This is a genomic window from Neisseria dumasiana, assembly GCF_022870885.1.
Lineage (GTDB): Bacteria > Pseudomonadota > Gammaproteobacteria > Burkholderiales > Neisseriaceae > Neisseria > Neisseria dumasiana.
In genome coordinates, this window is the sequence record NZ_CP091509.1 from 430,015 (window position 1) to 455,366 (window position 25,352).

At 51.3% G+C, this 25,352-nt stretch carries 22 protein-coding genes and 1 tRNA gene; 14 read left to right on the forward strand and 9 right to left on the reverse strand.

Annotation, left to right across the window (positions count from 1 at the left end):
• Window positions 1-93 precede the first annotated feature (93 nt).
• The 3 genes from fumC to LVJ88_RS01975 form a co-directional block, all read right to left on the reverse strand.
• On the reverse strand, window positions 94-1,482 hold the full coding sequence (gene fumC, locus LVJ88_RS01965; RefSeq protein WP_085418512.1) for a class II fumarate hydratase: 1,389 nt from the start codon (window positions 1,480-1,482) through the stop codon (window positions 94-96).
• A 329-nt stretch (window positions 1,483-1,811) separates the two neighbouring features.
• Entirely contained in the window at window positions 1,812-3,224 is a 1,413-nt protein-coding gene (cysS, locus tag LVJ88_RS01970; RefSeq protein ID WP_085418511.1) for a cysteine--tRNA ligase, read from the reverse strand.
• A gap of 253 nt (window positions 3,225-3,477) precedes the next feature.
• Complete coding sequence (locus tag LVJ88_RS01975) at window positions 3,478-3,852, reverse strand: hypothetical protein (protein WP_054599917.1); 375 nt, start codon at window positions 3,850-3,852, stop codon at window positions 3,478-3,480.
• Window positions 3,853-3,873: 21 nt separating this feature from the next.
• On the opposite strand from LVJ88_RS01975, the gene LVJ88_RS01980 reads away from it, so the two are divergent.
• Complete coding sequence (locus LVJ88_RS01980) at window positions 3,874-4,647, forward strand: Z-ring associated ZapG family protein (RefSeq protein ID WP_143773666.1); 774 nt, start codon at window positions 3,874-3,876, stop codon at window positions 4,645-4,647.
• A gap of 165 nt (window positions 4,648-4,812) precedes the next feature.
• Here LVJ88_RS01980 and ubiM read toward each other — a convergent pair whose 3' ends face one another.
• The 3 genes from ubiM to rplU form a co-directional block, all read right to left on the reverse strand.
• On the reverse strand, window positions 4,813-5,997 hold the full coding sequence (gene ubiM, locus LVJ88_RS01985; RefSeq protein WP_085358302.1) for a 5-demethoxyubiquinol-8 5-hydroxylase UbiM: 1,185 nt from the start codon (window positions 5,995-5,997) through the stop codon (window positions 4,813-4,815).
• 708 nt (window positions 5,998-6,705) lie between these two features.
• A complete protein-coding gene (rpmA, locus tag LVJ88_RS01990; protein ID WP_004284028.1) occupies window positions 6,706-6,978 on the reverse strand; it encodes a 50S ribosomal protein L27 in 273 nt (90 codons plus the stop codon).
• 19 nt (window positions 6,979-6,997) lie between these two features.
• Window positions 6,998-7,306, reverse strand: a complete 309-nt coding sequence (rplU, locus tag LVJ88_RS01995; protein ID WP_095197892.1) for a 50S ribosomal protein L21 — start codon at window positions 7,304-7,306, stop codon at window positions 6,998-7,000.
• 221 nt (window positions 7,307-7,527) lie between these two features.
• On the opposite strand from rplU, the gene LVJ88_RS02000 reads away from it, so the two are divergent.
• On the forward strand, window positions 7,528-8,502 hold the full coding sequence (locus tag LVJ88_RS02000; RefSeq protein ID WP_085418509.1) for a polyprenyl synthetase family protein: 975 nt from the start codon (window positions 7,528-7,530) through the stop codon (window positions 8,500-8,502).
• Window positions 8,503-8,517: 15 nt separating this feature from the next.
• Window positions 8,518-8,592 (forward strand) — tRNA-Arg (locus tag LVJ88_RS02005).
• A 27-nt stretch (window positions 8,593-8,619) separates the two neighbouring features.
• On the opposite strand, the gene LVJ88_RS02010 is transcribed toward LVJ88_RS02005, so the two are convergent.
• On the reverse strand, window positions 8,620-9,048 hold the full coding sequence (locus tag LVJ88_RS02010; RefSeq protein ID WP_085418508.1) for an acyl-CoA thioesterase: 429 nt from the start codon (window positions 9,046-9,048) through the stop codon (window positions 8,620-8,622).
• Window positions 9,049-9,405: 357 nt separating this feature from the next.
• On the opposite strand from LVJ88_RS02010, the gene fba reads away from it, so the two are divergent.
• Entirely contained in the window at window positions 9,406-10,470 is a 1,065-nt protein-coding gene (fba, locus tag LVJ88_RS02015) for a class II fructose-bisphosphate aldolase (RefSeq protein WP_085355727.1), read from the forward strand.
• Between the two features lie 93 nt (window positions 10,471-10,563).
• Here the strand turns inward: fba and mtrR are convergent, their stop codons facing one another.
• The gene (gene mtrR, locus LVJ88_RS02020; protein ID WP_085355728.1) at window positions 10,564-11,208 is read right to left on the reverse strand and encodes a multidrug efflux system transcriptional repressor MtrR; all 645 of its coding nucleotides are present in this window, start codon (window positions 11,206-11,208) and stop codon (window positions 10,564-10,566) included.
• Between the two features lie 370 nt (window positions 11,209-11,578).
• On the opposite strand from mtrR, the gene LVJ88_RS02025 reads away from it, so the two are divergent.
• The 10 genes from LVJ88_RS02025 to LVJ88_RS12680 all read left to right on the forward strand — a co-directional run bounded on the left by LVJ88_RS02025 (window position 11,579) and on the right by LVJ88_RS12680 (window position 21,874).
• Entirely contained in the window at window positions 11,579-12,850 is a 1,272-nt protein-coding gene (locus tag LVJ88_RS02025; RefSeq protein WP_085418507.1) for an efflux RND transporter periplasmic adaptor subunit, read from the forward strand.
• A gap of 9 nt (window positions 12,851-12,859) precedes the next feature.
• Complete coding sequence (locus tag LVJ88_RS02030) at window positions 12,860-16,129, forward strand: efflux RND transporter permease subunit (protein WP_085418506.1); 3,270 nt, start codon at window positions 12,860-12,862, stop codon at window positions 16,127-16,129.
• A gap of 2 nt (window positions 16,130-16,131) precedes the next feature.
• On the forward strand, window positions 16,132-17,565 hold the full coding sequence (locus LVJ88_RS02035; RefSeq protein WP_085358312.1) for an efflux transporter outer membrane subunit: 1,434 nt from the start codon (window positions 16,132-16,134) through the stop codon (window positions 17,563-17,565).
• Window positions 17,566-17,857: 292 nt separating this feature from the next.
• Entirely contained in the window at window positions 17,858-18,319 is a 462-nt protein-coding gene (locus LVJ88_RS02040; RefSeq protein ID WP_085358455.1) for an HvfX family Cu-binding RiPP maturation protein, read from the forward strand.
• Between the two features lie 76 nt (window positions 18,320-18,395).
• Complete coding sequence (locus LVJ88_RS02045) at window positions 18,396-18,797, forward strand: HvfA family oxazolone/thioamide-modified RiPP metallophore (RefSeq protein ID WP_085418505.1); 402 nt, start codon at window positions 18,396-18,398, stop codon at window positions 18,795-18,797.
• Between the two features lie 117 nt (window positions 18,798-18,914).
• Entirely contained in the window at window positions 18,915-19,241 is a 327-nt protein-coding gene (locus tag LVJ88_RS02050; protein WP_054599585.1) for an HvfA family oxazolone/thioamide-modified RiPP metallophore, read from the forward strand.
• Between the two features lie 160 nt (window positions 19,242-19,401).
• Complete coding sequence (locus LVJ88_RS02055) at window positions 19,402-20,250, forward strand: HvfB family MNIO-type RiPP peptide maturase (RefSeq protein ID WP_085418504.1); 849 nt, start codon at window positions 19,402-19,404, stop codon at window positions 20,248-20,250.
• A complete protein-coding gene (locus LVJ88_RS02060) occupies window positions 20,240-20,980 on the forward strand; it encodes an HvfC family RiPP maturation protein (protein ID WP_085418503.1) in 741 nt (246 codons plus the stop codon). The genes LVJ88_RS02055 and LVJ88_RS02060 overlap by 11 nt, the downstream gene beginning before the upstream one ends.
• A 103-nt stretch (window positions 20,981-21,083) precedes the next feature.
• The gene (locus tag LVJ88_RS02065) at window positions 21,084-21,656 is read left to right on the forward strand and encodes a sigma-70 family RNA polymerase sigma factor (RefSeq protein ID WP_054599588.1); all 573 of its coding nucleotides are present in this window, start codon (window positions 21,084-21,086) and stop codon (window positions 21,654-21,656) included.
• A gap of 32 nt (window positions 21,657-21,688) precedes the next feature.
• Complete coding sequence (locus LVJ88_RS12680) at window positions 21,689-21,874, forward strand: zf-HC2 domain-containing protein (RefSeq protein ID WP_082402994.1); 186 nt, start codon at window positions 21,689-21,691, stop codon at window positions 21,872-21,874.
• Between the two features lie 150 nt (window positions 21,875-22,024).
• Here the strand turns inward: LVJ88_RS12680 and LVJ88_RS02070 are convergent, their stop codons facing one another.
• Window positions 22,025-25,276 carry a DUF2339 domain-containing protein gene (locus tag LVJ88_RS02070; RefSeq protein ID WP_085418502.1) on the reverse strand — a complete coding sequence of 1,084 codons (3,252 nt, stop codon included), beginning with the start codon at window positions 25,274-25,276 and terminating at the stop codon, window positions 22,025-22,027.
• Between the last annotated feature and the right edge of the window lie 76 nt (window positions 25,277-25,352).

Here is a 25,352-nt window from a genome sequence, read left to right on the forward strand (position 1 = left end):
ATGCTTTAAAAACCATGAGGCCGTCTGAAAAAAATTCAGACGGCCTCGATAGTGAATCGGCTACATTTTGCCGTGTCTCACATGTTTTTACGCTTAGCGCGGCGCCACCATATCTTCCGGTTTCACCAGCTCGTCAAACTCTTCTCCGCTGAGCAAGCCCAGCTCGATTGCCGTTTCACGCAAAGATTTGTCGTTTTTATAAGCCGTTTTCGCCACTTTCGCCGCATTTTCATAACCGATTTTGCGGTTCAGCGCCGTTACCAACATCAGAGAGTGGTGTAGGAAGTAGTCGATTTTTTCCGGCACAGGCTCGATGCCGACGGCGCAATGTTCGTTGAAACTGTTGCAGGCATCGCCGAGCAGTCGCACCGATTGCAGCAGATTGTAACCGATCACGGGCATATAAACATTCAATTCAAAATTACCCGACGCGCCCGCCATGCCGACCGCCACATCGTTGCCGAACACTTGGCAGCACACCATAGTCATGGCTTCGGCTTGGGTCGGGTTGACTTTACCCGGCATAATCGAAGAACCCGGCTCGTTTTCGGGGATTTTGATTTCACCCAAACCGCAGCGCGGGCCGGAAGCCAGCCAGCGAATATCGTTGGCGATTTTGTTCAGGCTGGCGGCAAGGGTTTTGAGTGCGCCCGAAGCGTACACGCACGCATCGCGGCCGGCGAGTGCTTCAAACTTGTTCGGCGCGGTAACAAACGGCAAGCCGGAAAGTTCGGCCAGCTTTTCCGCCGCTTTTACCGCATAATCGGGGTGGCTGTTCAACCCCGTGCCCACCGCCGTGCCGCCCAACGGCAGTTCGTACAAACCCTTCAAAGCATCGTTCAGACGGCCTAATCCGTGGTCGAGCTGGCTCACATAGCCCGAAAACTCCTGCCCCAAAGTTAACGGCGTGGCATCCTGCAAGTGGGTTCTGCCGATTTTCACAATCGGTGCAAACGCTTTGGCTTTTGCATCTAAGGTATCGCGCAACGCTTTCACGGCCGGAATCAGCAGTCGGTTGATTTCAATCGCTGCGGCAACGTGAATCGCGGTAGGAAATGAATCGTTGGTGGATTGGGCGTGGTTCACATGATCGTTGGGGTGAACGGGTTGGTATGCCGCCAAGCCCGTTCCGGCAATTTCGTTGGCACGGTTGGCAATCACTTCATTCATGTTCATGTTGGATTGCGTGCCGGAACCGGTTTGCCACACCACCAAAGGAAACTGTCCTGCCAACTTGCCTGCCAACACATCATCGGCAGCTTTCACAATCAAATCGGCCTGCGTCTGTTCGATGCGGCCGAGAGAAGCATTGGTATGGGCGGCTGCTTTTTTTACCAAAGCCATGGCGTTGATTAAAGGTTCGGGCAAGGTTTCGCCGCCGATTTTAAAATTATCTCGGCTGCGCTGTGTTTGCGCCCCCCAATAGGCCTCGGCAGGCACTTGCACATCGCCCATGGTGTCGTGTTCGGTGCGGGTATTCATCACTTTGCTCCTTTGTTTGCTCTGTTCGCGGTTGAAAGAAAGAAGGGATTATTGCATACAAAATAAAAAATGATAATCACAATCAAATTATTCAATCAAGCAGATGAAAAAGCTTAGGCCGTCTGAAACGGCTTTCAGACGGCCTAACCAGCCTGTTTGTTGAATTGGCTGTAACCGGAAACGGATTTCAACTATCTCTTTTAAAAGCAGGTTTTACGGTGCGTTGTGTATGCTGCCGCCCGCTTGGGCTTGTTGGATATGACTGCCTCGCTGTGCTGCTGTGCCTTGAACCGGCATCACGTTTGGAGGTTCCGCACAGGTGTATCCCGTTATCCGCGTCGCCAAGTCGTACCGCCCGCGCCGTCTTCCAAAATAATGTTTTCGGCGTTGAGCAAATCGCGGATGCGGTCGGATTCGGCCCAGTTTTTCTCGGCACGCGCTTGTTTGCGCTGTTCGATCAGGTTTTCGATTTCTTCGTTGGAGAGGCCGTCTGAAACGCTGCCGCCCTGCAAAAATTCCTGCGGATCACGTTGCAGCAAACCGATGATGCCGCCGAGTGCTTTCAGGCAGCCTGCGAGCTCGGAGCTGTTGGTTTTGTTGACTTCGTTGGCCAATTCAAACAACACGGCTATCGCTTCTACGGTGCCGAAGTCGTCGTTCATAGCGGCGAAGAAACGGTGGGTGTAGTCGTTGGCGTTTTCGCTTACGGCAAACTCGGCAGGCGGCGTGTTTTTCAAAGCGGTGTACAGGCGGGTGAGCGCGCCTTTGGCATCGTTCAAATGGGCATCGGAATAATTCAACGGGCTGCGGTAGTGTGCGCGTAAAATAAAGAAACGCACCACTTCGGCATCGTATTTTTCCAACACTTCGCGGATGGTAAAGAAGTTACCCAGCGATTTGGACATTTTTTCGTTATCTACGCGGATAAAGCCGTTGTGTAGCCAATATTTCACATGGCTTTCAATCGCTTTGCCGCCCGAATGGTTGTGGCCGCAACTGCCGCCGTGTGCGCCGCAGCTTTGGGCGATTTCGTTTTCATGATGCGGAAACTGCAAATCTGCACCGCCGCCGTGAATATCGAAAGTGTCGCCGAACAACTCTTCGCTCATGGCCGAGCATTCGATATGCCAACCGGGGCGGCCCTGCCCCCACGGGCTTTCCCACGCCGGTTCGCCGGGCTTGGCGGCTTTCCACAAAACGAAGTCCAACGGGTCGCGTTTGAAACCGTCCACTTCCACGCGCTCGCCCGCGCGCAAATCGTCCAGCGACTTGCCGGAAAGCTGGCCGTATGCGGCAAATTCGCGCACGGCGTAGTAAACGTCGCCGTTGTCGGCGGCATAAGCCTTGCCGTTGTCGATCAGGCGTTGGATCATGCCCAACATCTGTTGCACATGCTCGGTGGCTTTCGGTTCTACATCGGGGCGGATCACGCCCAAAGCCGCCGCATCTTCATTCATGGCTCGGATAAAACGTTCGGTCAGCTCGCCGATGGTTTCGCCGTTTTCCGCGGCGCGGGCAATGATTTTATCGTCGATGTCGGTGATGTTACGCACATAAGTCAACGGATAGCCTTGCGCGCGCAACCAACGGGCAATCATGTCGAACACCACCATCACGCGGGCGTGCCCCAAGTGGCAGTAGTCGTAAACAGTCATGCCGCAGACGTACATGCGCACGTTTTTAGGGTCGATGGGGATAAATTCTTCTTTTTGGCGGGTGAGGGTGTTGTAAACGGTTAGCATGATTTGTTCTTTACACTGGGTTTGTTGATATAAAAATCCGCATTACCTGATCGGTTAAGGTAATGGCACAGCTGCCTGTAACACTATGGCCGATGCTGCTCCGCGCTATTGGTGCTGCGGTTGGCGGCAAATAAAGCGCTTATTTTACCTGAGAGCGCGTATTCCAGTTGTGGTTAAAACGGAAAAAGTCTTACCAAACCGTGTTTTCAGACGGCCTAATACTGTGTAGGCCGTCTGAAAACACAGTTTCACATTATCGCACAAGCTTCCATTGAGTATCTCTCCGCAGCAATCGGATTTTACCATCGGGTGAAACATAACCGCCTTTTACTGCTTCAAGAATCGTGCCTGCGGGCATATCGTCGGCAAACATTTCCACATGTGAACGGTCTTGAGAGAAAACCGCATATGCAGGCGCATGGCCACCCAAGCGGTTGATTGTAATGTCTGCCGCGGCCGCAGGAATCACACATGCCTGTTTCAGCTCCGACCACGCCAGTTGGGGTGGATTGCAGGCGTCACTTTTTTCAAAATGCCGTTTTAGCGCACAGCCGCTCAAAGTATAAGCCAACAATGCGGCCGATATGCCTAACCGCCAAGCAACTTCAACCGTTTTTTTAACAACCATGCCTGCTCCTGAGTATGTGAATTGAGTTGGTTGGTGTCGCTGGGCGCGACGTTCAATATATTTTTATGGCAACGGTGTCAGCATGTCGGTGCCGTGCGCCAATCTTTTTGCATGTATGGAAAATTCCATTGTTTACAAAGCGATTTCATTGATAAGATTAATGTATGGCACATAAACTTATTTCTGCCACACCGTTGCTGCGCCTTATCCATCCATTCAAGAGGAAAAAACATGAATACTACGCTACCTTGGGAAGCTCAACTGGTATTGGCTGCTTTGGCAGGGCTTGTTTGCGGTTTGCTCATTATGTGGCTGATTCTTCGGTCTAAAGTGAACCAAAACAGGCAAGACAGAGAAACGCTGATGCAAGAATTCGGACAATACCGCCAAAAAGTAGACGAGCATTTCATTGAAACTGCTGCTGCCGTTGATGATTTAAACCGGAGTTATCAAAAATTGATTCAGCATTTCAGCAAAAACGCGCACAGCCTGATGGATAAGAAAACCCTGCAAGAACAGTTAAATAAACGCAGCGGTGCAGCCGTAACTTTAGCCTATCTCAGCCACTCGGATCATCAAGACAGCGGCACGCCGGATTTTGCCGTTCCTCCCCCTTCGGTGATGGGTGAAATAGAGGGGGCAGGCAAAAATAACGATGCCGATATTGCGTTGGAAGAACAAACCCCTGTCAGCGACATTCCCGTTATTGATCCCCCGGCCTTAGCTCAAGAATCATGGCCGCAAAAAGGGGATGAAGTGAGCCAAGATGCGGAGGGGCAGGAAAATATTAAATAGAGACCTCTGCAAACCCCTATCTGCGGTGCATTTCTGCGTTGGGCGCAGCTCACTCGCGCCGCCTGACATCTATGATTATGTCTGTATCGGTTGCGCTGCTACGCTTTAAACTGCATCCGCGTTCGGGGCGCAAAGGCTCCGGCCTCTGAGGTATTGATGTCCGATTTATCCGGTAAGCTGCTGGGTAATCAGTTTTTTAAGCGGTGGCAGATTGTTGCTGACGCGAAGCACCAATCCGCGTAACAGTTTGGCAGGCGGAGTTTCGTTGGTAAACAGTTTCAGCAGCATATTGGTGCCGTAATAGAGCGGGCGGGCGTGAAGAGAATGTTTGCTGTCGTAGCGGGCAAGCAGCGAAGAAGAGGCAAAATCGCGCCCTTGCTGCACGGCCTCGTTGATTAAGGCGGACAAAATATCGGCACTGGATAAACCTAAATTAAAGCCGTGCGCCGTAACAGGGTGCATACCGACCGCCGCATCGCCTATCAATGCACTGCGTGTGCCGTAAAAACGTTCTGCCAACATGCCTACCAGCGGGTAAGAATGAATGGAGCTCACCAATTCCATGTCGCCCAAACGACCGCCAAGCTGTTGTTTGACGCTGGCAGCCAATGCTTCGGGAGACAGATTTTGAATCGAGGAAACGCGGTCGCTATCTACGGTAATCACAGTGTTGGTCAGGTGTTCTTCCAGCGGAAGCAGGGCGATGGTTCGGCCGTAGTGGAAGCACTCAAAGGCTGTATGCCGGTTGGAAAGAGTATGTTTCATACGGCATAGAAACATGGTGCGGCCGTAATCGTGCATATCGGATGCAATACCCAACTGTCGGCGGGTTTGCGAAAACCGGCTGTCGGCGGCAATCAGCAGTTTGGCGGTTAACACGCTACCGTTCTCTAAAGTAACTTCTGCCTGCTCTGTTGACGTTCTCACTTCCTTTACGCCCATGCCGCAGATAAATTCAACATTATCCGCTTCCGCCACGGCTTCATAAGATGCTTTGCGGATGTTGTGATTGGAAATCAAATAACCGAGACGGTCGGTAGGTTCGCCTCTGGCGTGCGACGGTTGGGGGAAGTGAAGTTGGTATTCTGAATGCCCGTTCAATACTTTGGCATCGCGTAAAGGGTAGATTTCGTTCTCAGGAATACGCTGCCATGTGCCCAAACGCTGCATGATTTCTCTGGATAAATGGGTCAGCGCGATTTCACGGCCGTCATAAGGCGGGTTTTGCAGGGTTTCGAGCGTGCTTTTTTCGATAAGGGTAATACTCAATCCGCTATCGGCAAGCGCACGGGCGAAACTCAGTCCGGCAGGCCCGGCGCCGACAATGATAATATCGCAGTTGGTGGTCATGGCTGTTCCTTTGGCATTAAAGCAGTCAATAAAACGGAGCTAAGGGTGGTTGAAAAATGCAAAGCGGTCGGTATAAGCCGTTGCAGCAGATATCGAAAACGTATGTTTGCCGGTTGTAAGGATGCTGTATGCAGTCAATCAGCATTCAGCATATTGTTAATACAAGTTGCAGCAATGTCGTAGTATAAAGTTAAGTTGATTGGCTTATAGTTGTTTTCAGACGGCCTTAGACGAATTATAACGGATAAACCGAATCTGATTGCAGTATTCAGGCCGGTCGGGTTAAAGCATAGTGTCGGATAGCGTGGAAGCCGAGTTTTCGATTCAAAATCTGTTCTTGATCCATCATTTTTTAGGTTGTGCCGTGAAGAAGGCTTATTATAAGGCTAAAAAAACCGCTTCACTTGACAAGCCTTTTGGCGGCACGCATGAGAATGTTTGTTGTGTGAAAGGAATATGTATAGCCAATCAACTTAACTTTTACTATGGCGTTGCTGTACCTTGAGTTCAAAGAGAGATGTGTAAGCCGCTGAAGCGGTAATGGAAACGCTTCCGTAATGCTGTATTGTCGGCGGCTTGCTGCCTTGTATTAAAAACAAGTTGATAGACTATATATCCGGAAATGAATATCCGGAAATGAAAAACCGCACACCGAGAAAAACAAATTCTCTTTGTGCGGTTTAACTTAATCAATTAAGTTGCGCCAGCTTATTCGTCAGCACCGGTGTAAGGGCGAACGCTAACGGTTTTGCGGTTCAACGCGCCTTTGGTTTTGAATTCTACATAACCATCGACTTTGGCGAACAAGGTATGGTCTTTACCCATACCTACGTTTTCTCCGGCGTGGAATTTGGTGCCGCGTTGACGCACAATGATAGAACCGGCAGGAATCAGTTCATTGCCGTAAGCTTTTACACCCAGGCGTTTGGCTTCTGAATCGCGACCGTTTTTAGAGCTACCACCAGCTTTTTTGGTTGCCATTTTCTTTACTCCTGATTAATTAAGCAATTGCCACGATTTCGATTTGGGTGAAATTTTGGCGATGACCTTGGCGTTTTTGGTAGTGTTTGCGACGGCGCATTTTGAAAATACGCACTTTTTCGCCACGACCGTGAGCAACCACTTTGGCTGTCACTTTTGCACCTTCGATGAAGGGTGCGCCCACTTTTACAGATTCGCCGTCAGCAATCATCAAAACTTCGTTCAGTTCGATTTGGCTGTCGAGTTCGGCAGGTATCTGTTCTACTTTCAATTTTTGGCCAACGGTAACTTTGTATTGTTTACCGCCGGTTTTTACGACCGCGTACATACTCAACTCCATAAGGGTTTATTAAACTTCCGCGCACCATGCGCGAAATTCGCCATGTTAATGATATTTTGCTGTTTTGTCAAAGTTTATTTGTTTGGAAAAAGTAAGCGGAGCCAGGGCAGGGCCGAATGTCGGTGCAGCGGGCGTGCTTTGCTGCTATAATCGCGCGTCGTAAATATTTCTCAGCTTGTTTCCAAGTTTTATACTGAAGCCATTTCATCATGTTAAATAATCTGCCGTATTTCCAACGCCATCTGAACGACGATCTTGAGAAGGTAAACGTAGTTGTTAACCGGGCTGTGCAGTCTGAAGTTGCGTTAATTTCGCAAATAGGTACTTATATTATCAGCGCGGGCGGAAAGCGTTTGAGACCGATTATTACCATTTTGGCAGGGAAGGCGTTGGGATATGACGACCCCAAGCTGTATTCGTTGGCTGCGATGGTTGAGTTTATCCATACGTCGACATTGCTGCATGATGACGTTGTGGATGAAAGCGAGTTGCGCAGAGGTCGGGAAACGGCCAATAATCTGTTCGGCAACGCGGCGGCTGTTTTGGTTGGCGACTTTCTTTATACCCGTGCATTTCAGCTGATGGTCGGTTCGGGCAGTATGAGAATTTTAGAAGTGATGGCGGATGCAACCAACATCATCGCAGAAGGTGAAGTCATGCAGCTGATGAATATCGGCAACACCGATATCACCGAAGCCGAATATGTTCAAGTTATCCAATATAAAACGGCCAAACTGTTTGAAGCGGCGGCCCAAGTGGGGGCGATATTGGCCGGTGCTACTCCTGAGCAGGAAAAGGCACTCAAAGATTACGGTATGTATGTCGGCACGGCATTTCAAATCATTGATGATGTGTTGGATTATTCGGGTAACGCCGATGAGATCGGCAAGAATGTAGGCGATGATTTGGCGGAGGGCAAGCCGACGTTGCCGTTAATTTATCTGATGAGGCAGGGCAGCGAGCAAGTGGCGCAGGATGTGAGAGAGGCTTTGCAACATGCCGACAGGGGTTCTTTCGATAAAATTTACCGTCATGTAATGGATTCCCAAGCGTTGTCTTATGCTGCCGGTGAGGCTGAGAAAGCGGTAAAAAGTGCCGTAGCATGTTTGGATGTGTTGCCCGACAATGAAGTTACCCGAGCAATGAGAGCGCTGGCCGAACAGTCGTTGGCAAGGGTATCTTGATTGTTTTGATAAAAGCTCGCCGTAGTTCAACGGATAGAACGTATGCCTCCTAAGCGTAAAATACAGGTTCGATTCCTGTCGGCGAGGCCATATCTGTCAGAGGCCGTCTGAATGTTTTCAGACGGCCTCGCACGCCGCCCGCAGGCTTTCCGGCAGGCGGCTTATTTTTTGGGTGGTGTAATCGAAACATACCATGCCTGTTTGTACCGCGGCGATCTCCTGCCGGTCGGACGTGCGGGAAATGCTATATAGCAAAGTAAAACCGCTTCGGCTTATGCCGGTGATGTCCATAACGATATCCAACATGTCGCCGTGCCGTGCCTGAGCAAGATAGCGCACGGCGGCATCCGTCATAATCAATCCCATTCCGCCTGCGTCCAGCTCGGTAAAACCGTGTCGCGCCAGCCAGCGGATACGGCATTCTTGGCAGATACGCAGCACCGCATCGTTGGCAAGATGGTTGCCGTAATTGATGTCGCCGATGTGTACCGCAACCGATGTGCGGAAAAGGGTTTTTTCAGGGTGGGGAATACTGATGCGGGGCATAGCGGCTCCATTTCGGGAGGTTTCAACAGGTTCAGGCATTGTATAGTTAATCAACTTAATATTAATGCAAGACAGCAAGCCGCAGGAAGTATGGGTATTATGAAACGGGTTCTGTTACCGCTTTAGCGGCTTACATAACCGTTTTTTTTGAGCTAAGGTTTAGCAACACCGTAGTAAGCCGTAGTAAAAGTTAAGTTGATTGGCTGGGGCCGATTTGTCGGCAGGGCCAGTAGCATGGCCGGCTATGCTCAAACGGGCGGTTTATTTATGTTGTCGCGTGTAGTTTTAATGGTGAAGCTGATATAATTGCATCTTAAGTTATCCATTGATTTTTATTTTGAACCCGGAGGATTTTCTATGGCTCTCGTATCCATGCGCCAACTGCTCGATCATGCTGCCGAAAACAGCTACGGTTTGCCAGCTTTCAACGTGAATAATCTCGAACAAATGCGTGCCATTATGGAAGCCGCCGACCAAGTAAATGCGCCTGTGATCGTGCAGGCCAGTGCCGGTGCGCGCAAATATGCAGGCGCGCCTTTTTTACGCCATCTGATTCTGGCGGCGGTTGAAGAGTTTCCGCATATTCCTGTGGTGATGCACCAAGACCACGGTGCGTCGCCCGACGTGTGCCAGCGCTCGATCCAACTCGGTTTTTCATCGGTGATGATGGACGGCTCGCTGTTGGAAGACGGTAAAACGCCGTCAAGCTACGAATACAATGTGGAAGTTACCCGTAAAGTAGTTGAATTTTCCCATGCTTGCGGTGTTTCTGTGGAAGGCGAAATCGGCGTACTGGGTAATTTGGAAACCGGCGAAGCGGGTGAGGAAGACGGTGTGGGTGCGGTCGGCAAACTGAGCCACGACCAAATGCTCACCAGCGTGGAAGATGCTACCCGTTTCGTGCGCGATACCGGTGTGGATGCTTTGGCGATTGCCATCGGCACCAGCCACGGTGCGTACAAATTTACCCGTCCACCCACAGGTGATGTTCTGCGTATCGACCGCATTAAAGAAATTCACGAAGCGTTGCCCAATACCCACATTGTGATGCACGGCTCCAGCTCGGTGCCGCAAGAATGGCTGAAAATCATCAACGAGCACGGCGGTGCCATCGGTGAAACCTACGGCGTGCCGGTGGAGGAAATCGTGGAGGGCATCAAACACGGTGTGCGTAAAGTGAATATCGACACCGATTTGCGCTTGGCTTCTACCGGAGCCATCCGCAAGTTTATGGCGGAAAATCCTGCCGAATTCGACCCGCGCAAATATCTGGCCAAAACCGTTGAAGCCATGAAGCAAATCTGTATCGACCGCTATGTGGCGTTCGGTTGCGAAGGTCAGGCTTCTAAAATCAAACCGGTTTCGCTGGAAAAAATGGCCGCCCGTTATGCCAAAGGTGAGCTTGATCAAATCGTGAGATAAAACACCGGCCGGGTAGTTTGCAGTATATTGAATAAAGCCGTCTGAAAACTGTTCAGACGGCTTTATTTGTTTGGGTGGACGATAAACGAGCGATTAAGAGGGAACTGCTGTTTTGTGCAGGGTGGTGCAATGTTCGAGCGTACCGAATATGGTTGCGGCAAAGCGCGGGCCGATGGTTTGCAAGTCGAGAAGTTCGGGATTGACCAGCCACTGATAGAGCAAACCGTCGATAGCGGCTTTCAAATAAATCACGGCCGTCTGAATATCGAGGTTTTCGGGTAACGATTTTTGCTTGATACATTGTGCCAAAACCGCACTAAGCAGCTCGTTCCACATGCTTTGGTATTTATGGATGATGGCGACAATGGTTTGGTTTTGTTCGGTATGTTCGCATTTGAGAAACAAAATATTGCAAAATTTGTGGTGCACCGGATCGTTTTGCATGCGCTGAAACATATTCAGCAGGCTGGCGTGCATGCTTTCGCGCATATTGGCGGCATCGTTGTTCAAATCGTTTTCGAGATGCGTGCGCGCCTCATCGAACAAACGCTGAAACAGCGCGTCGAATAAGTCTTCTTTGTTTTTGAAATGCCAATACAGAGCACCGCGGGTTACACCGGCGTTTTGGGCGATTTCGTTTAAAGAAGCGCGGGAAACACCTTTTTGGTAAAACGTGTCTAAAGCCGCCAACATCAAGTGTTCGCGTGTTTTCAGTGCTTCGGTTTTGGTTTTTCTCATGGTAGTGAATAGGGTTAGTTTTTGTAAAATTCTTTGTGATTATAAGAAACAACTTTTTAACATGCAACAGTGTATGTATAATTTCTGCGTTTTATTAATATGCTGATATTGTGCCTTTTTCTGTTCAGGAAAAGGGATGCGCAGAAAGCTAGGTTGTTCATTTTGCTGCGCGGTTCGGCAATCATCTTTTTGACTAAAGCGTCATGTACAGCAAATAAACTTAATTTTTGATACAAGGCAGCAGGCTGCAGACGGTAGAGGTTTTACGGAGCCGATTCTGTTGCCGCTTCGCTCTCTTTGAGCGAAGGCTACCAAGGCCGCGGCAGAAATAAAGTGTATTTGCTATATGGCAGCGGAAAGACAGGATCTTATGGCTTATTACCCTTATACAATAAAAACAATACGGCTGGCTGCGTTGGCTGCGGCCACGGCTTTGGCTTTAACCGCGTGTGGAAAAGGTAAAGAGGAGAAGGCGGCGGCCGGCAAACCTGCGGCACAGCGGCAGGCTCCGGTTCCGGTTGTCGGCGTGGTAACGGTTCAGCCTCAAAATGTAACGCTTGCAACGGAGTTGCCGGGTCGTTTGGAATCACACCGTTCTGCGGAAATTATGCCTCAGGTGGGCGGTATTATTAAAAAGCGGTTGTTTCAGGAGGGCAGTTATGTGCGCGCCGGGCAGCCGCTTTATCAGTTGGACGATGCGGTATATGCCGCTTCTTTGGAAAGTGCGCGGGCACAGTTGGCTACTGCACAGGCATCTTTGGCCAAAGCCAGTGCCGACATCACGCGCTATAAGCCTTTGGTTCAAGCCGATGCCATCAGTAAGCAGGAATACGACGCGGCCGTAGCGGCCAAGCGTTCTGCTGAAGCCGGTGTGAAAGCGGCCAATGCCGCCATCCGTTCCGCACAGATCAATGTGAATTATTCGCGCATTACCGCACCTATCTCCGGCTTTATCGGCCAATCGTTTGTTTCGGAGGGAACTTTGGTCAGCCCCGGCGCAGGGGTGAAATTGGCTACCATCCGCCAAACCAATCCGATGTATGTGAACGTAACCCAATCTGCCGCCGATATGATGCAGTTGCGTCAGAATATCGCCGCAGGAAACATGAAAGCGGTTAACGGTGCCGTGGCCGTAGATATTAAATTGGAAAACGGTCAGGTATATGGTCATAAGGGTCGGCTGCTGTTTGCCGATCCGACTGTGAATGAAAGCACCGGCCAAGTTACCCTGCGTGCCGAAGTGCCGAATCCGGACAATATTTTGCTGTCGGGGCTGTATGTGCGGGTGAGCCTGCCGCTTGCCGATATGGAAAATGTGTTTGTTGTTCCCCAGCAGGCAGTAACGCGCGGCAAACAGGATACGGTGATGATTGTGAATGCCCAAGGCGGTATGGAACCGCGCATGGTGAAAGTGGAACAGCAGCAGGGCAGCAACTGGATTATTTCAGACGGCCTTCAAGCCGGAGACAAAGTGATTGTGGACGGTTTGACGATTGCGGCCATGCAGCGTGCACCTAAGGTTACGCCGAAAGAATGGGTTGCGCCTGCCGAACAAGCCGCCCATCCGTCTGCACAAGCAGCGGCATCCGCTCCGGGCGTTCAGACGGCCTCCCAGCCCAAAGCGGCTTCTGCGGCAAAATAAGGAGCGCAAATGGCTAAGTTTTTTATTGACCGTCCGATTTTCGCTTGGGTAATCGCGATATTTGTGATTATTGCCGGTGTGATCGGTATCAGAAGCCTGCCGGTTTCCCAATACCCTTCTGTGGGCGCACCGAAGATTACGCTCACGGCTACTTATCCCGGCGCATCCGCACAAGTGCTGGAAGACAGTGTTTTGGCTGTTATCGAGCGTAACATGAACGGTGTGGAAGGTTTGGACTACATGACCACCAACGCCACTTCGAGCGGCGGCGGTTCGGTAACTTTGGTATTTACGCCCGAAACCGATGAAGATTTGGCGCAGGTGGAAGTGCAAAACAAACTTTCGGAAGTAACGGCATTATTGCCTGCCGCCGTGCAGCAAAACGGTATTACCGTATCGAAGTCGCAGTCTAACTTCCTGATGGTGTTGATGATGTCTTCCAGCACGATGAATACGGAAGAAATCGCCGATTATGTGGAACGCAACATCAAGCCTGAAATCCAACGTGTGGAAGGCGTGGGCGAGGCCCGTTTGTTCGGCTCGCAACGTGCCATGCGTGTGTGGGTGGACCCGAAAAAACTGCAAAATTTCAATTTGTCTTTTGCCGATGTGTCGTCTGCCATCAGCAGCCAAAACGCGCAACTTTCAGTCGGCACGATGGGGGCTTTGCCCGCTCCGCAGGGGCAGACCATCACGGCCACGATCACGGCGCAAGGGCAGCTCAGCACGCCTGAAGAATTCAGCAATATCATTTTGCGCTCGACAACCGGCGGTGCCAACGTATATCTGAAAGATGTGGCGCGTATCGAGCTGGGCAGCCAAAGCTACGGCACGTCCACCCGTTTGAACGGCCAGCCTGCCGTCGGTATGGCGGTGATGTTGTCCAACAGCGGTAACGCTATGGCAACCGCCGAGGCCGTGCGCACCAAAATGGAGCAGCTGCAGCGTTTCTTTCCCGGCGACATGAAATGGTCGGCACCTTACGATACTTCCAAATTCGTGGGTATCTCTATCAAGAAAGTGGTGCATACGCTTTTGGAAGCGATGGTGCTGGTGTTTGTGGTGATGTTCCTGTTTCTGCAAAATATCCGCTATACCTTGATACCGACGATTGTGGTGCCGATTTCGCTGTTGGGTGCGTTCGCTTCGATTTGGTATTTGGGCATGTCGATTAACGTATTGACGATGTTTGCCATGGTGCTGGTTATCGGTATTGTGGTCGATGATGCCATTGTGGTGGTGGAAAACGTCGAGCGGATTATGGCCGAAGAAGGTCTGCCGCCGCTGCAAGCCACCAGAAAAGCGATGAGTCAGATTTCGGGTGCGGTAATCGGTATTACGGCGGTATTGGTGTCGGTGTTTATTCCGTTGGCGATGTTCAGCGGCGCAACCGGTAATATTTACCGCCAATTTGCGATTACGATGGCGATTGCGATTGCGTTTTCCGCATTTTTCGCCTTAACGCTCACGCCGGCTTTGTGTGCCACTTTGCTCAAACAGATTCCGAAGGGTCATCATGCCGAGAAAAAAGGCTTCTTCGGCTGGTTTAACCGCAAGTTTTCAGACGGCACCCACCGCTATGAAAGCTGGGTGGCCAAATTGTTGCGTAAGTCTGTGCGCATGATGGCGGTGTATGTGATGCTGGCAGGCGTGGCCGTTTTGCTGTTTACACGCATTCCAACCTCGTTTCTGCCGTCTGAAGACCAAGGCAGCCTGATGATGATGGTGCAGCTGCCTTCGGGTGCGACGGCGGAGCGTACCGACGCAACATTGGCCGTTGCCAACCAAGTGATTATGTCGATGCCGGAAGTAGAAAGTTTTATCGGAGTATCCGGGTTCAGCTTTGCCGGTTCGGGGCAGAATATGGGTTTCGGTTTTATTACTTTGAAAGACTGGCAAGAGCGCAGCAAACCGGGCAGCGATGCCGCTTCGGTGGCAGGCAAAATTACCGGCGCGCTGATGGGCAGCGTGCGCGACGGCTTTGCTTTGGTGATGAATCCGCCCGCCATTATGGAATTGGGTACCAGCTCCGGTTTTGAAATGTATCTGCAAGACCGTAACAACGCCGGTCATGACGCACTGTTGGCGAAACGTAACGAACTGATCGACAAAATGCGTAAAAACCCTATGTTTGATGCCGGTAATATCCGTGCTTCGGGCTTGGAAGACGCGCCGCAACTGCATATCGAAATCGACCGTCAGGCCGCTGCCGCCCAAGGCATTAACTTTTCATCGATACGTTCGGTATTGGCCACCGCCATCGGTTCTTCTTATGTGAACGATTTTCCCAACAACGGTCGTCTGCAACGTGTGATCGTGCAGGCCGATGCTTCGGCCCGTATGCAGCCTTCGGATATTCTGGCGTTAACCGTGCCGAACGCTCAGGGCGTGGCGGTGCCGCTTTCTACCGTTGCGCGTGTTTACTGGCAAAACGGTATGGAGCAGAGCGTGCGCTTTAACGGCTATCCTGCCATGAAAATCAGCGGTGCGGCGGCCAGAGGTTATTCGTCTGGCGAGGTGATGGCCGAAGTGCAGCGCATGGTTGACGACATGCAGGGTTACAGCTTGGAATGGGAAGGCCAGTCGCGCGAGGAAGCCAAAGGCAGCACGCAAACCATGATGCTGTATGCTTTTGCAATTGTTGCCGTATTCTTGGTATTGGCGGCTCTGTATGAGAGTTGGTCGATTCCGCTGGCGGTGATTTTGGTTGTGCCGTTGGGTTTCTTGGGCGTGGTGCTGGGTGTGAGCGGGCGCAATTTGTTCGGTGCTTTGTTCGGCATGCCGCCATCTTATCTCAACGACATTTATTTCCAAGTCGGTTTGATTACCGTAATTGGCTTGAGTGCCAAAAACGCCATTCTGATTATTGAGTTTGCCAAAGATTTGCAGGCACAGGGAAAAAGTGCGATGGAAGCGGCATTGGCTGCGGCCCACTTGCGTTTCCGCCCGATTATCATGACTTCGTTTGCCTTTATTTTCGGTGTGGTGCCGCTGTTTTTCGCCTCCGGTGCCAGCTCTGCCAGCCAGCGCGCAATCGGTACCACCGTTTTATGGGGCATGTTGATCGGGACGATATTGTCGGTGTTTTTTGTGCCTTTGTTCTTTGTGGTGGTGCGCAAGCTGTTTAAAGACAGCCCCCGCCAATTGGAGCGGGCCAAACTGCACGCCGCAGGTGCGGGTATGACGCCCGAGCTGGTAGATAAATATGTGGCCGATGCCGAAGCCGGTGCGGAACTCACCGAAGAAGAAAAACGCATCCTGCACAACGACAAGGATTAAACATGAACATATTGGATTTCAAACCTGCTTTGAGTGCGGCGGCCGTCGCTTTGGCATTGTCGGCCTGTACCATGATACCCAAATACGAGCAGCCGCAAGTGAGCGTGCCGGAAAACTTCACGCACGACCGGCAACCTGAAACCGGTATTCAGGCGGCCTCGTTGGGTTGGCAGGATTATTTTGCCGACCCGCGCCTGCACCGTTTGATTGAAATCGCACTCGAACGCAACACCGATCTGCGCGAGGCCGCACTCAATGCCGAAGCCGTGCGCAAACAGTATATGATCGCCCGTGCCGATTTGCTTCCCGGCATCAATGCTTCCGGCAACGGCTCGCGTGCGCGTATTGCCGAGGATTTAAGCCCAACCGGCCGTTCAACCGTTGCATCGTCTTATACGGTAGGTTTGGGTATTACCGCCTATGAAATCGATTTGTTCGGCAAAGTGCGCAGCACGGCAGAAGCGGCTAAGCAGAGTTACTTCAATACCGCCGCCGCACGGGATTCGGCACATCTGAGCCTGATTGCCTCGGTTGCCAAAGCCTATTTCAACGAACGCTATGCCGAAGAAAGCATGAAGCTGGCACAAAATGTGTTGAAAACGCGCGAGCAAACCTACAAGCTTGCCCGTCTCAAACACAATGCAGGGGTGATTTCCGCCGTGGATGTGCGCCAGCAGGAAGCATTGATTGCCGCAGCACAAGCCGATTATGAAGCGGCCGTGCAAAGCAGGGAGCAGGCGCGTAATGCTTTGGCTGTGTTGCTCAACCGCCCAATCCCCGACGATTTGCCCGCCGGCCTGCCTTTGAGTAAACAATATAAAATCAGCAGGCTGCCGGCTGGTTTGACTGCCGACGTGTTGCTGAACCGTCCCGATATCCGCGCCGCCGAGCATTCGCTCAAGCGGGCCAACGCCAATATCGGTGCGGCGCGTGCGGCATTTTTCCCGAGTATCAGGCTGACCGGCACCATCGGCACGGGTTCGACAGAGCTGAACGGTCTGTTTCAGGGCGGCAACAGCACTTGGGCTTTTGCGCCCAGCATCAATCTGCCGATTTTCAACTGGGGCAGTAACAAAGCCAATTTGGATGCCGCCAAAATCCGCCAACAGATTCAAGTGGTGAATTACGAAGCAGCCGTTCAAAATGCCTTCCGCGACGTTTCCGATGCGCTGGTTGCCCGTGAGCAGCTTGATAAACGCTACGCCGCAGCAGCCAAGCAGGGTAAGTCATACGCCGATTACCTGCGCTTGGTGCGCCTGCGCTACAAGCACGGCGTTTCCAGCGCACTCGACCTGCTGGATGCCGAGCGCAGCAGTTACGGTGCCGACATGGCTTTGCTCGGTATCGAAAGAACCCGCTTGGAAAACCTTGCCGATCTGTATAAAGCATTGGGCGGAGGGTTGAAACGCCATACGGATAACGGATCTCAATATTGAGATACTGATATTTCCATACTGCTTGAGGCCGTCTGAAAAACACCAATATGTTTTTTTCAGACGGCCTCAAACGTTTGAGCAGCTCTGTATTCAATTCATGCCTACTCATTTTGCGAATATGCTTTTGTTTTTTAGATTTACCCGAATTTAAGTTTAAAACTTAATTTGTTTTGTTAAAAATCAACGGCTTGATTTAAATGTGCAATGAAATTGATATAAGCATGTAAGAAACCCGCAACCGCAGCGTCTATTTGAGCATGATTCACAGATTAACCATTCCAAGTAAAACATGATGAGTAAAACAAACTGTTTAAACCACTTTTCGGAAACATGGGGCAAAGATATCGCTTTATTGGGCTTGCGCCTGTTTATCGCTTATGAATTTTGGGAGGCAGGTATCGGCAAATGGCGTGGCGAAAACTGGTTTGCCACCATCCAGCAAGATTTCCCGTTCCCCTTCAATTTACTGCCCGCCGATGTGAACTGGGCTGCCGCTATGGGTGCAGAGCTGATTGTGCCGGTGTTGCTGGTGTTGGGTCTGTTCGGCCGCTGGGGAGCATTGGTGTTGGTGGCCGTAACCATTGTGGCCTGGGCTGCGGTACATGGCGGAAACGGCTACAACGTTTGCGACAACGGCTACAAAATGGCATTGATTTATCTCGTGGCTCTGCTGCCGCTGGTATTCCAAGGTATGGGCCGTTTATCGTTGGATTATGTGTTGTTTAAAAAAGCAAACAAAAACATTCCGGTATAGTCCGTCTGATACAGACAGACGGTGTATTTCACTTAAAGCGTTTATTTTTAATATTTAATTTCAGGAGTATAAAAACATGAAAACCACTTCTTCTCTGATTGCTTTGGCGGGTTTGTTGGCTTTGGCCGGTTGCCAAGATAAAAACCAACAACCTGCGCCCACCGCAGCCGCAGCAAGCGCGGCCGCACCTAAGGCCGAAGAAGGCAAATGCGGCGAAGGTAAATGCGGCGCGGCTTCACATGCGGAAAGCAAAGCCGAAGAAGGCAAGTGCGGCGAGGGTAAATGCGGTGCCGCTTCTCACGCACACAGCAAAGCCGAAGAAGGTAAATGCGGTGAAGGTAAATGCGGCGCGGCTACCAAAGCCGGCAGCAAAGCTGAAGAAGGTAAATGCGGCGAAGGCAAATGTGGCGCCGGCAGCAAAGCCGATGCTAAATCTGCCGAAGGCAAATGCGGCGAAGGTAAGTGCGGCAGCAAATAAGCACCTGATGCCGTGGCCGTCTGAAACCATTTTGCCGACTACTTTTTTCAGACGGCCCATTCTGTTTAAACCATTTAAATGTCGGTTTCAACCCCTATTTCATTAAGGAGTGTCAACATGAAGAAAACCTCATCTTTGATTGCATTGGCCGGTACTTTGGCTCTGTTAGGCAGCCAAGCCGCCGTTGCACACGGTAAAACCCCTGTAAAAGCCCCCGTATCCGCCGAAAAAGCACACGAAGGTGCTTGCGGCGAAGGTAAGTGTGGTGCTTCTAAAGCCGGTGAAGGCAAATGCGGCGAAGGTAAATGTGGTGCACACGCCAAGAAAAAATCCGCCAAAGCCGGTGAGGGCAAATGCGGCGAAGGCAAGTGCGGCGCACACGGCAAGAAAAAATCTGCCAAAGCCGGTGAAGGCAAATGCGGCGAAGGCAAGTGCGGAAGCTAATCATCTGATGTGTTAATCCTTTTAAATACCTTAAATTGACGGAAGGCCGTCTTATCCTTTCAGACGGCCTTTCCTTTTTTCCGGTATCTTTCTATCAGCATGTTTGTATGCGCTTGAAGCATTCTGATACAAATATACCCATTTAACCGAGGAAGACAAAATGAACACTCTGTATGGTGCGGGTTTAGGCTACAAACGCAGCCTTGCCGATGATTTTTTGAATCTGGATCGTGAAAACAGCCCCATCCGTTTTATTGAGATCGCGCCGGAAAACTGGTTGAAGATGGGCGGTGCGGCGCGTAAAAAATTCGATGCCGTTGCCGAGCGTTTTCCCGTTGCCTGCCACGGCCTGTCGCTTTCATTGGGCGGCCAAGACCCGTTGCAGGTTGACTTTCTCAAACAAATCAAAACATTCCTGCGCCAATATCATATCGGCTTCTTTTCTGAGCATTTGAGCTATTGCAGCCATTTCGGCCATGTTTACGACTTGCTGCCCCTGCCGTTTACCGAAGAATCGGTACGCCATACCGCAGCCCGTATCTGCCAAGTTCAAGATATACTCGAACAACGCATTGCGGTCGAAAACACCTCTTATTACGCACACAGCCCGATTGCCGAAATGGACGAAGTTGAGTTTCTCAACGCGGTAGTGCGCGAGGCGGATTGCGATATCCATCTCGATGTGAACAATGTATATGTGAATGCCGTTAACCACGGTATCGTGCAGCCGCAAGACTACATCAAGCGCGTGGACGTAGCCCGCGTAACCTACATGCACATGGCGGGGCACGACGAAGAAAGCGAAAATCTGCTGATCGACACGCACGGCCAGCCCGTTTGTGCCGACGTGTGGGATTTGTATGACTACACTTGCCGCATTCTGCCGCACAGCGTACCTACTTTGCTCGAGCGCGACAGCAATTTCCCGCCGTTTGCCGAGTTGGAAGCCGAAGTAGGCCGCATCGCCGCGATTCAGCAACAAGCCGAGGAAACCCGTCATGCCGCATAATCCTGCTGCCGTGACCAGTGCCGAATTTCAAGCGCAGCTGGCAGACTATGTCCGCGACCCTTCCAAACCCGCACCGGAAGGCGTACCGCCCGAACGCCTTGCCGTTTATACACGCTTGGTACGCAACAACCTGCGCAGCTTTTTAGATTTGTGTTTCAGCGACAGCAGCAACTTTGCCGATGCCGGTTTATGGCAGGAACTGCAACACCGTTTTTTGATAGAGGCACGCCCCGAATCCCCTTTTTTCAACGATATTCCCGCCCAATTTCTCGCCTATGCGCGCAGTAAGGAAGGTGCGGAACGCCTGCCGGAAAACGTGTTGGAAATGATGGATTTCGAAACGGCGCTGCTGCATGCCGAAACCGCCGTCCAACCCGTTTCAGACGGCCAGTGGAACGATACTTCCACAATCTATTGGGCACCGGCGGCCAAATTGGCACACTACAACTGTAATTTTGTCGGCAGCGGTTTGGAAACCATCGAAGACGAACCCAGCATCGTGCTCACTTGGCGCAACCGCAATAACGAAGTATATTACCGCTTGGTGGAAGGCCCCGACCTGTTTCTGCTCGAACACTTCAGCCAGCAGCCGGATACTTTTGAAAACGTGCTCGAAAGCCTCAACAGCATTTTGGCCGGGCAAGATATTGAAAACTGGCTGCGCGAGAATCTCGGCGGCTGGGTGGATGCGGGTGTGCTGTTAGTAGAAAAAACTGTTCAAAAACAGTAAAAAAGCAGTGTTTGGCCGTATTGTCAGGATTTTGTGCTAAAAATAAGCTGAATTTTAGCTCTAAAAGTTTTACAATATGCGTCTTTCATCACTGCGACCCGATATGGAAAATTTTAAAAAAGTTTTGGCGTCGCTCAGACCGGATATTCTACGTTTTGCCAAAATCCAGCTGCGCGACGAATACCTTGCCGAAGACATTGTGCAAGAAACGTTGGCAACCGCTATCGACAAACACAGTCAGTTTCGCGGTGATGCGGGAGTAAAAACTTGGGTGATGACCATACTTAAAAACAAAATCACCGATTATTTCCGCAGTGCCAAACATACTGTCAGCCTTGATGCCCTTCAGGAAGAAAATGCCGCCATCGACAACGGCTACGAAGACTGCTTTAACGACAGCGGCCATTGGCTGCTTTCGGCAAGCCCGCGCCAATGGAGTGCGGCTCCTGAAGATGCCGAATGCCAAAAAGCTTTTTTCCGCACGCTGGAAAACTGCTTGAAAGGTTTGCCCGAAGATACGGCCAGAATATTTTATCTGCGGGAAATTATGGGCATGGATATTGAAGAAATATGCAGCAGCTTCAATATTACCAAAGACAATTGCTATGTTATCCTGCACCGCGCCCGCAACGGCTTGAGAAACTGCTTGCAGCACCGGTGGTTTGATTTGAATTGAACGGTTGAAGAAATAGAGAAGAAAACATCATTATGTTGAATTGCAAACAAGCTTGTGCACTGTATTCGGAAAGCCTTGACCGAAAATTAACCATAAGCGAGCGCGGTAATTTATATCTGCATCTCGCCTTATGCGGACACTGTCGGCGTTACCGCAAGCAGTTGCTGTTTATCCGTAAAAATATCGGAAATTGGCAACACAGTAGAGATAAAGAGTAAACCCAACCGGAATCTTAAAAAAGGCTCCGGTTTTGTTTTAAGTGTTGATTGACTATATATACTTCGAGATGTATCAATATTCGGTGTTTGTAAAAGATTCAGGCCGTCTGAAAAGGTTTTTAGACGGCCTTTTCTGTATAAGATGCCCGATTATTGTGTTGAATCGTTTTCGCGTTTAGGCGGCATGGGAGCAAACCAGCCTACCAGCAGGAGCAGCAGTCCGACCACGATGAACGACACAATTCGTGCGATGCCGCCGCTGTTGCCAAGTTCCACCAAAAAGAGTTTGGCAACAACCAGCCCCATTAATGCGGCTCCGATAAACCAGCGCGTGCGGCGGTGTTTTTGATGGCCGTTAACCATCAGTGTGATTGCTGCTGCCGACCAAACGATGGAGAGGCTGGCTTGCAGGCCGAATGAAGCGGTAAGGGTTGCGAAATCCCACGCTACATGGTCGAAGAAGTGCCATGCACGCATCACGCCGGCGCTCAGCGAGACAAAGGCCAGCAGCACGGGTGCCGCCAAAATTTGGCGTTTGGCTTCAGCAGACCATTCCTGCGGTACCCATGTGTACGGTTGGCGCAGGTATTGCCAGATTAAAGCGATGATGGAAAGCTCCAGCGGATTGATGACAGGCAAGTAGGGCAGGGGCGCAGGAGCGTGAGGCGCAGAGAAGTTTACCCACAGCAGCCAGCCGGCGGCGTAAAGCGCACAGATTTGGCTGCCGAAATGCCGGTAAATATCAGGATAACGCTTAACCGGCCCGATGGCTTTGGACGACTGGAAATACAGCCATGCGGCCAGCGGTACGACCAGCCATGAAAGCTGCGCCCACACGCCGTTGAAATGGAGAAAGACGCTGCTGCTGACCAGCCATGTCCAACATGCGCCGAAGATCAACAAGCCTATACGTTGATAGATCGCATTGATAGACGGATGCAGGGTTTGCATGTTGAGAATATAAACATACAAAGCCGTGCCGACCAACAATAAGAGGCCGTCTGAAAGCGGTTGGTGTAAGTGGAAGAAAAAGTCTGAAAGCGTGTACAGGCCGAAGATGATACCGAACGCCAATGAAGCGGTTTTTGCCTGCCGCCAATCCAGTTTGCGGGCGGTAAAGGCAAACGGGGCAAACAGGATAACCGGTATCCAGCGCATCGACATCCACAAATCGTAGTCCAGCAAAAACATGCCTTCAGAGAGACCGTGCCAGCCCAGCCACAATGAAACGGCCATCATTGCCCAGCCGCCGAGAGAGTGGGCATCGCGCAAAGATGAATGGGCAGCTTGGTATTTAGGTTTATGCAGGCCGTAAGCCGCCGTGCCGAGCAGCAAGGCGCAGAGAATGAGCCACGGTGCCGAAGCAGAGTGTTCGTCTTGAATCAGAGTGGTGCTGACTGCAAGAACATACGCGCCGTACAGCAATGTATAAGCGGTGAGAATGATTTGCGGGTGTTTGCGTTGAATGTGCGAGCAGGCTGTCGTTAATACGGCGAAGGCGATCATGCTGCCGGTTTTGCCCCATATCAGCAAAGGCAGCAGGGAAGCGTGCAGCAAAGCTAAGGTCAAAACCGCTTTTTGGGCATTGTTCTCCCAAGCTGCCGCTGGGTTTGGCCGCTTCAAATGCTGGAAATACATCCAGCCGCCGCCCGCCGCAACCAGAAGCGTACCGAGCAGCGGGCCTGACAGCATGGTTTCTGCGCCCGCGCGGTAGGTGGAAAGCTGCGTCAGCGCGGCCAATATATACACGCCGACGGCGCCGAGGCGGGCGGCAGGTTGCTGCTGGCGGATGCCGAAGGTATAAACCAGTGCCGCTTCAAGCGTCCATGCTGCTGCCGTCCATTGTTGGTCGAAGGCCAGCGGTACGGCTAAGGTGGCAAACAGGAAAGCCAGCAAAGTGAAGGCTTGTTTCATTACTCGCATGTCCGTACCCATGCGGGCAAAGCGCAAAGCAAACAGTGCGTAAACGGCGGCGAAGCCCAATGCCGACCATGCGGCCGCGTTTTCCCATGTTGCCACCATTCGGTATTGCAGGCCGTAAGCCAAAAAAGCCGTGCCAAACAGCAAGGCGCTGTCCAACATATTGATATGTGCGCGGTGGACGGTGATGTTTTTGAAGATGTGTTCCAACGAAGCATTGTCGGCGGCTGATTCGGCGGTTTGTCCGTGGCGTTTTTCCTGCAACACTTTGCGGGCAAACAAACAGGCAATCAGCGTGTACAGCAGCCAGTGGTAAATCAGGAACGGCTCGGTGGTGGCAAAGTGTTGCGGCGTGTAAGCCTGTGCGCCCCAGAAGGCTCCGATGGCAAACGTGCCGATAAAACCGGTTAAGTTGAGCGAACGCCAAGCCTTAAACCACGCGATGCCTGCCACGCCGGTGTTGAGTAAGGCAAGATAAGAAAACAGTATCAGATAACGCCCGCTGCCGTCTGAAACCAGCAAAGGCGCAGCCATACCGCCGATTAAAGCGACTTGCGCCAACACCAAAGCGTTTTGCCGCACGGCCAACGCCGCCATCAACACCACCAGCGCCACCATTACCGCAAAGACTGCCGGTGCGGGCAGCAAAGGATGCAGTTTCAAAGCGGCCAGCGAGGTCAAATACATCACCGCTACGCCGAAGCCCTGCAGAATCAAACCGTAATCACGCTTACGCTTTTGCAGTTTCCAGCCGGCCAACGTAGCAACCAAACCGGCCGCGCCTACGGCTGCATAACGCGCGCCGATGGGAATATAGATATATTCGGAAGCCAGCCGCAGCAGAAAGGCCAGTCCGAGAAACAGCACGATGACACCGGCTTTCAGCAATGGGTTGCCGCGCATAAACCATGCCTGTATCGGATGCTCTTTAGCCGGTTTTTGGGGTGCGGGTTTTTCGGATGCTTCGACTGCCGTTGTTTTCTGAGCAGACATTTCAGGCGCAACCGGAGAGCTTGGTTCGGTTGCCGCTTTATGCCGGAAGGTTGCGGTAGGCTGCACGCTTGCCGGTTTGGCCGTTTCTTCCGGCACATGCACGACGGCGGGTTTGTCGTGCCGGATGGTTTGAACGGCAGGAAAGGCCGTCTGAAAAGTATTTTGAGCAGGTAGCGCTGTTTGGGCCATTGCGCCGTTTGGAGTAGGAACAGCCGTTTCAGACGGCCTCAACGACGGAGCAGGCCGGGGCTTGGCCTCGGATAAAACACCACCGCCTTCAGCCTGAGGCAGTTGCTGTTTCAGAGCTTCCAAATCGTTTTCCAGTCGGGCGAGCCGTGATTCCCAGTTTTCCCGCAACTGCTTTTCGGCATTATCTTTGACCACATTCACAACAAGCCAAAATATCGAGCCAAGCACAATGCCTTGCCAAATATTGCCGAATAAAAAAGCGAGGGTAATCGGTATCACTAAACCTAAATACTGCAGCATGGTTCAACCTTTATGAATATGTTGATGACATTATAAAGACAGCAGCTGTTTAACTTGTTGATTAGATATTAATCGG

What these genes read in the sequence shown, in the direction of transcription:
- fumC (WP_085418512.1), bottom strand. Translation starts at nt 1,482, where the DNA reads ATGAATACCCGCACCGAACACGACACCATGGGCGATGTGCAAGTGCCT.
- cysS (WP_085418511.1), bottom strand. Translation starts at nt 3,224, where the DNA reads ATGCTAACCGTTTACAACACCCTCACCCGCCAAAAAGAAGAATTTATC.
- LVJ88_RS01975 (WP_054599917.1), bottom strand. Translation starts at nt 3,852, where the DNA reads ATGGTTGTTAAAAAAACGGTTGAAGTTGCTTGGCGGTTAGGCATATCG.
- ubiM (WP_085358302.1), bottom strand. Translation starts at nt 5,997, where the DNA reads ATGACCACCAACTGCGATATTATCATTGTCGGCGCCGGGCCTGCCGGA.
- rpmA (WP_004284028.1), bottom strand. Translation starts at nt 6,978, where the DNA reads ATGGCAACCAAAAAAGCTGGTGGTAGCTCTAAAAACGGTCGCGATTCA.
- rplU (WP_095197892.1), bottom strand. Translation starts at nt 7,306, where the DNA reads ATGTACGCGGTCGTAAAAACCGGCGGTAAACAATACAAAGTTACCGTT.
- LVJ88_RS02000 (WP_085418509.1), top strand. Translation starts at nt 7,528, where the DNA reads ATGTTAAATAATCTGCCGTATTTCCAACGCCATCTGAACGACGATCTT.
- LVJ88_RS02010 (WP_085418508.1), bottom strand. Translation starts at nt 9,048, where the DNA reads ATGCCCCGCATCAGTATTCCCCACCCTGAAAAAACCCTTTTCCGCACA.
- fba (WP_085355727.1), top strand. Translation starts at nt 9,406, where the DNA reads ATGGCTCTCGTATCCATGCGCCAACTGCTCGATCATGCTGCCGAAAAC.
- mtrR (WP_085355728.1), bottom strand. Translation starts at nt 11,208, where the DNA reads ATGAGAAAAACCAAAACCGAAGCACTGAAAACACGCGAACACTTGATG.
- LVJ88_RS02025 (WP_085418507.1), top strand. Translation starts at nt 11,579, where the DNA reads ATGGCTTATTACCCTTATACAATAAAAACAATACGGCTGGCTGCGTTG.
- LVJ88_RS02030 (WP_085418506.1), top strand. Translation starts at nt 12,860, where the DNA reads ATGGCTAAGTTTTTTATTGACCGTCCGATTTTCGCTTGGGTAATCGCG.
- LVJ88_RS02035 (WP_085358312.1), top strand. Translation starts at nt 16,132, where the DNA reads ATGAACATATTGGATTTCAAACCTGCTTTGAGTGCGGCGGCCGTCGCT.
- LVJ88_RS02040 (WP_085358455.1), top strand. Translation starts at nt 17,858, where the DNA reads ATGAGTAAAACAAACTGTTTAAACCACTTTTCGGAAACATGGGGCAAA.
- LVJ88_RS02045 (WP_085418505.1), top strand. Translation starts at nt 18,396, where the DNA reads ATGAAAACCACTTCTTCTCTGATTGCTTTGGCGGGTTTGTTGGCTTTG.
- LVJ88_RS02050 (WP_054599585.1), top strand. Translation starts at nt 18,915, where the DNA reads ATGAAGAAAACCTCATCTTTGATTGCATTGGCCGGTACTTTGGCTCTG.
- LVJ88_RS02055 (WP_085418504.1), top strand. Translation starts at nt 19,402, where the DNA reads ATGAACACTCTGTATGGTGCGGGTTTAGGCTACAAACGCAGCCTTGCC.
- LVJ88_RS02060 (WP_085418503.1), top strand. Translation starts at nt 20,240, where the DNA reads ATGCCGCATAATCCTGCTGCCGTGACCAGTGCCGAATTTCAAGCGCAG.
- LVJ88_RS02065 (WP_054599588.1), top strand. Translation starts at nt 21,084, where the DNA reads ATGGAAAATTTTAAAAAAGTTTTGGCGTCGCTCAGACCGGATATTCTA.
- LVJ88_RS12680 (WP_082402994.1), top strand. Translation starts at nt 21,689, where the DNA reads ATGTTGAATTGCAAACAAGCTTGTGCACTGTATTCGGAAAGCCTTGAC.
- LVJ88_RS02070 (WP_085418502.1), bottom strand. Translation starts at nt 25,276, where the DNA reads ATGCTGCAGTATTTAGGTTTAGTGATACCGATTACCCTCGCTTTTTTA.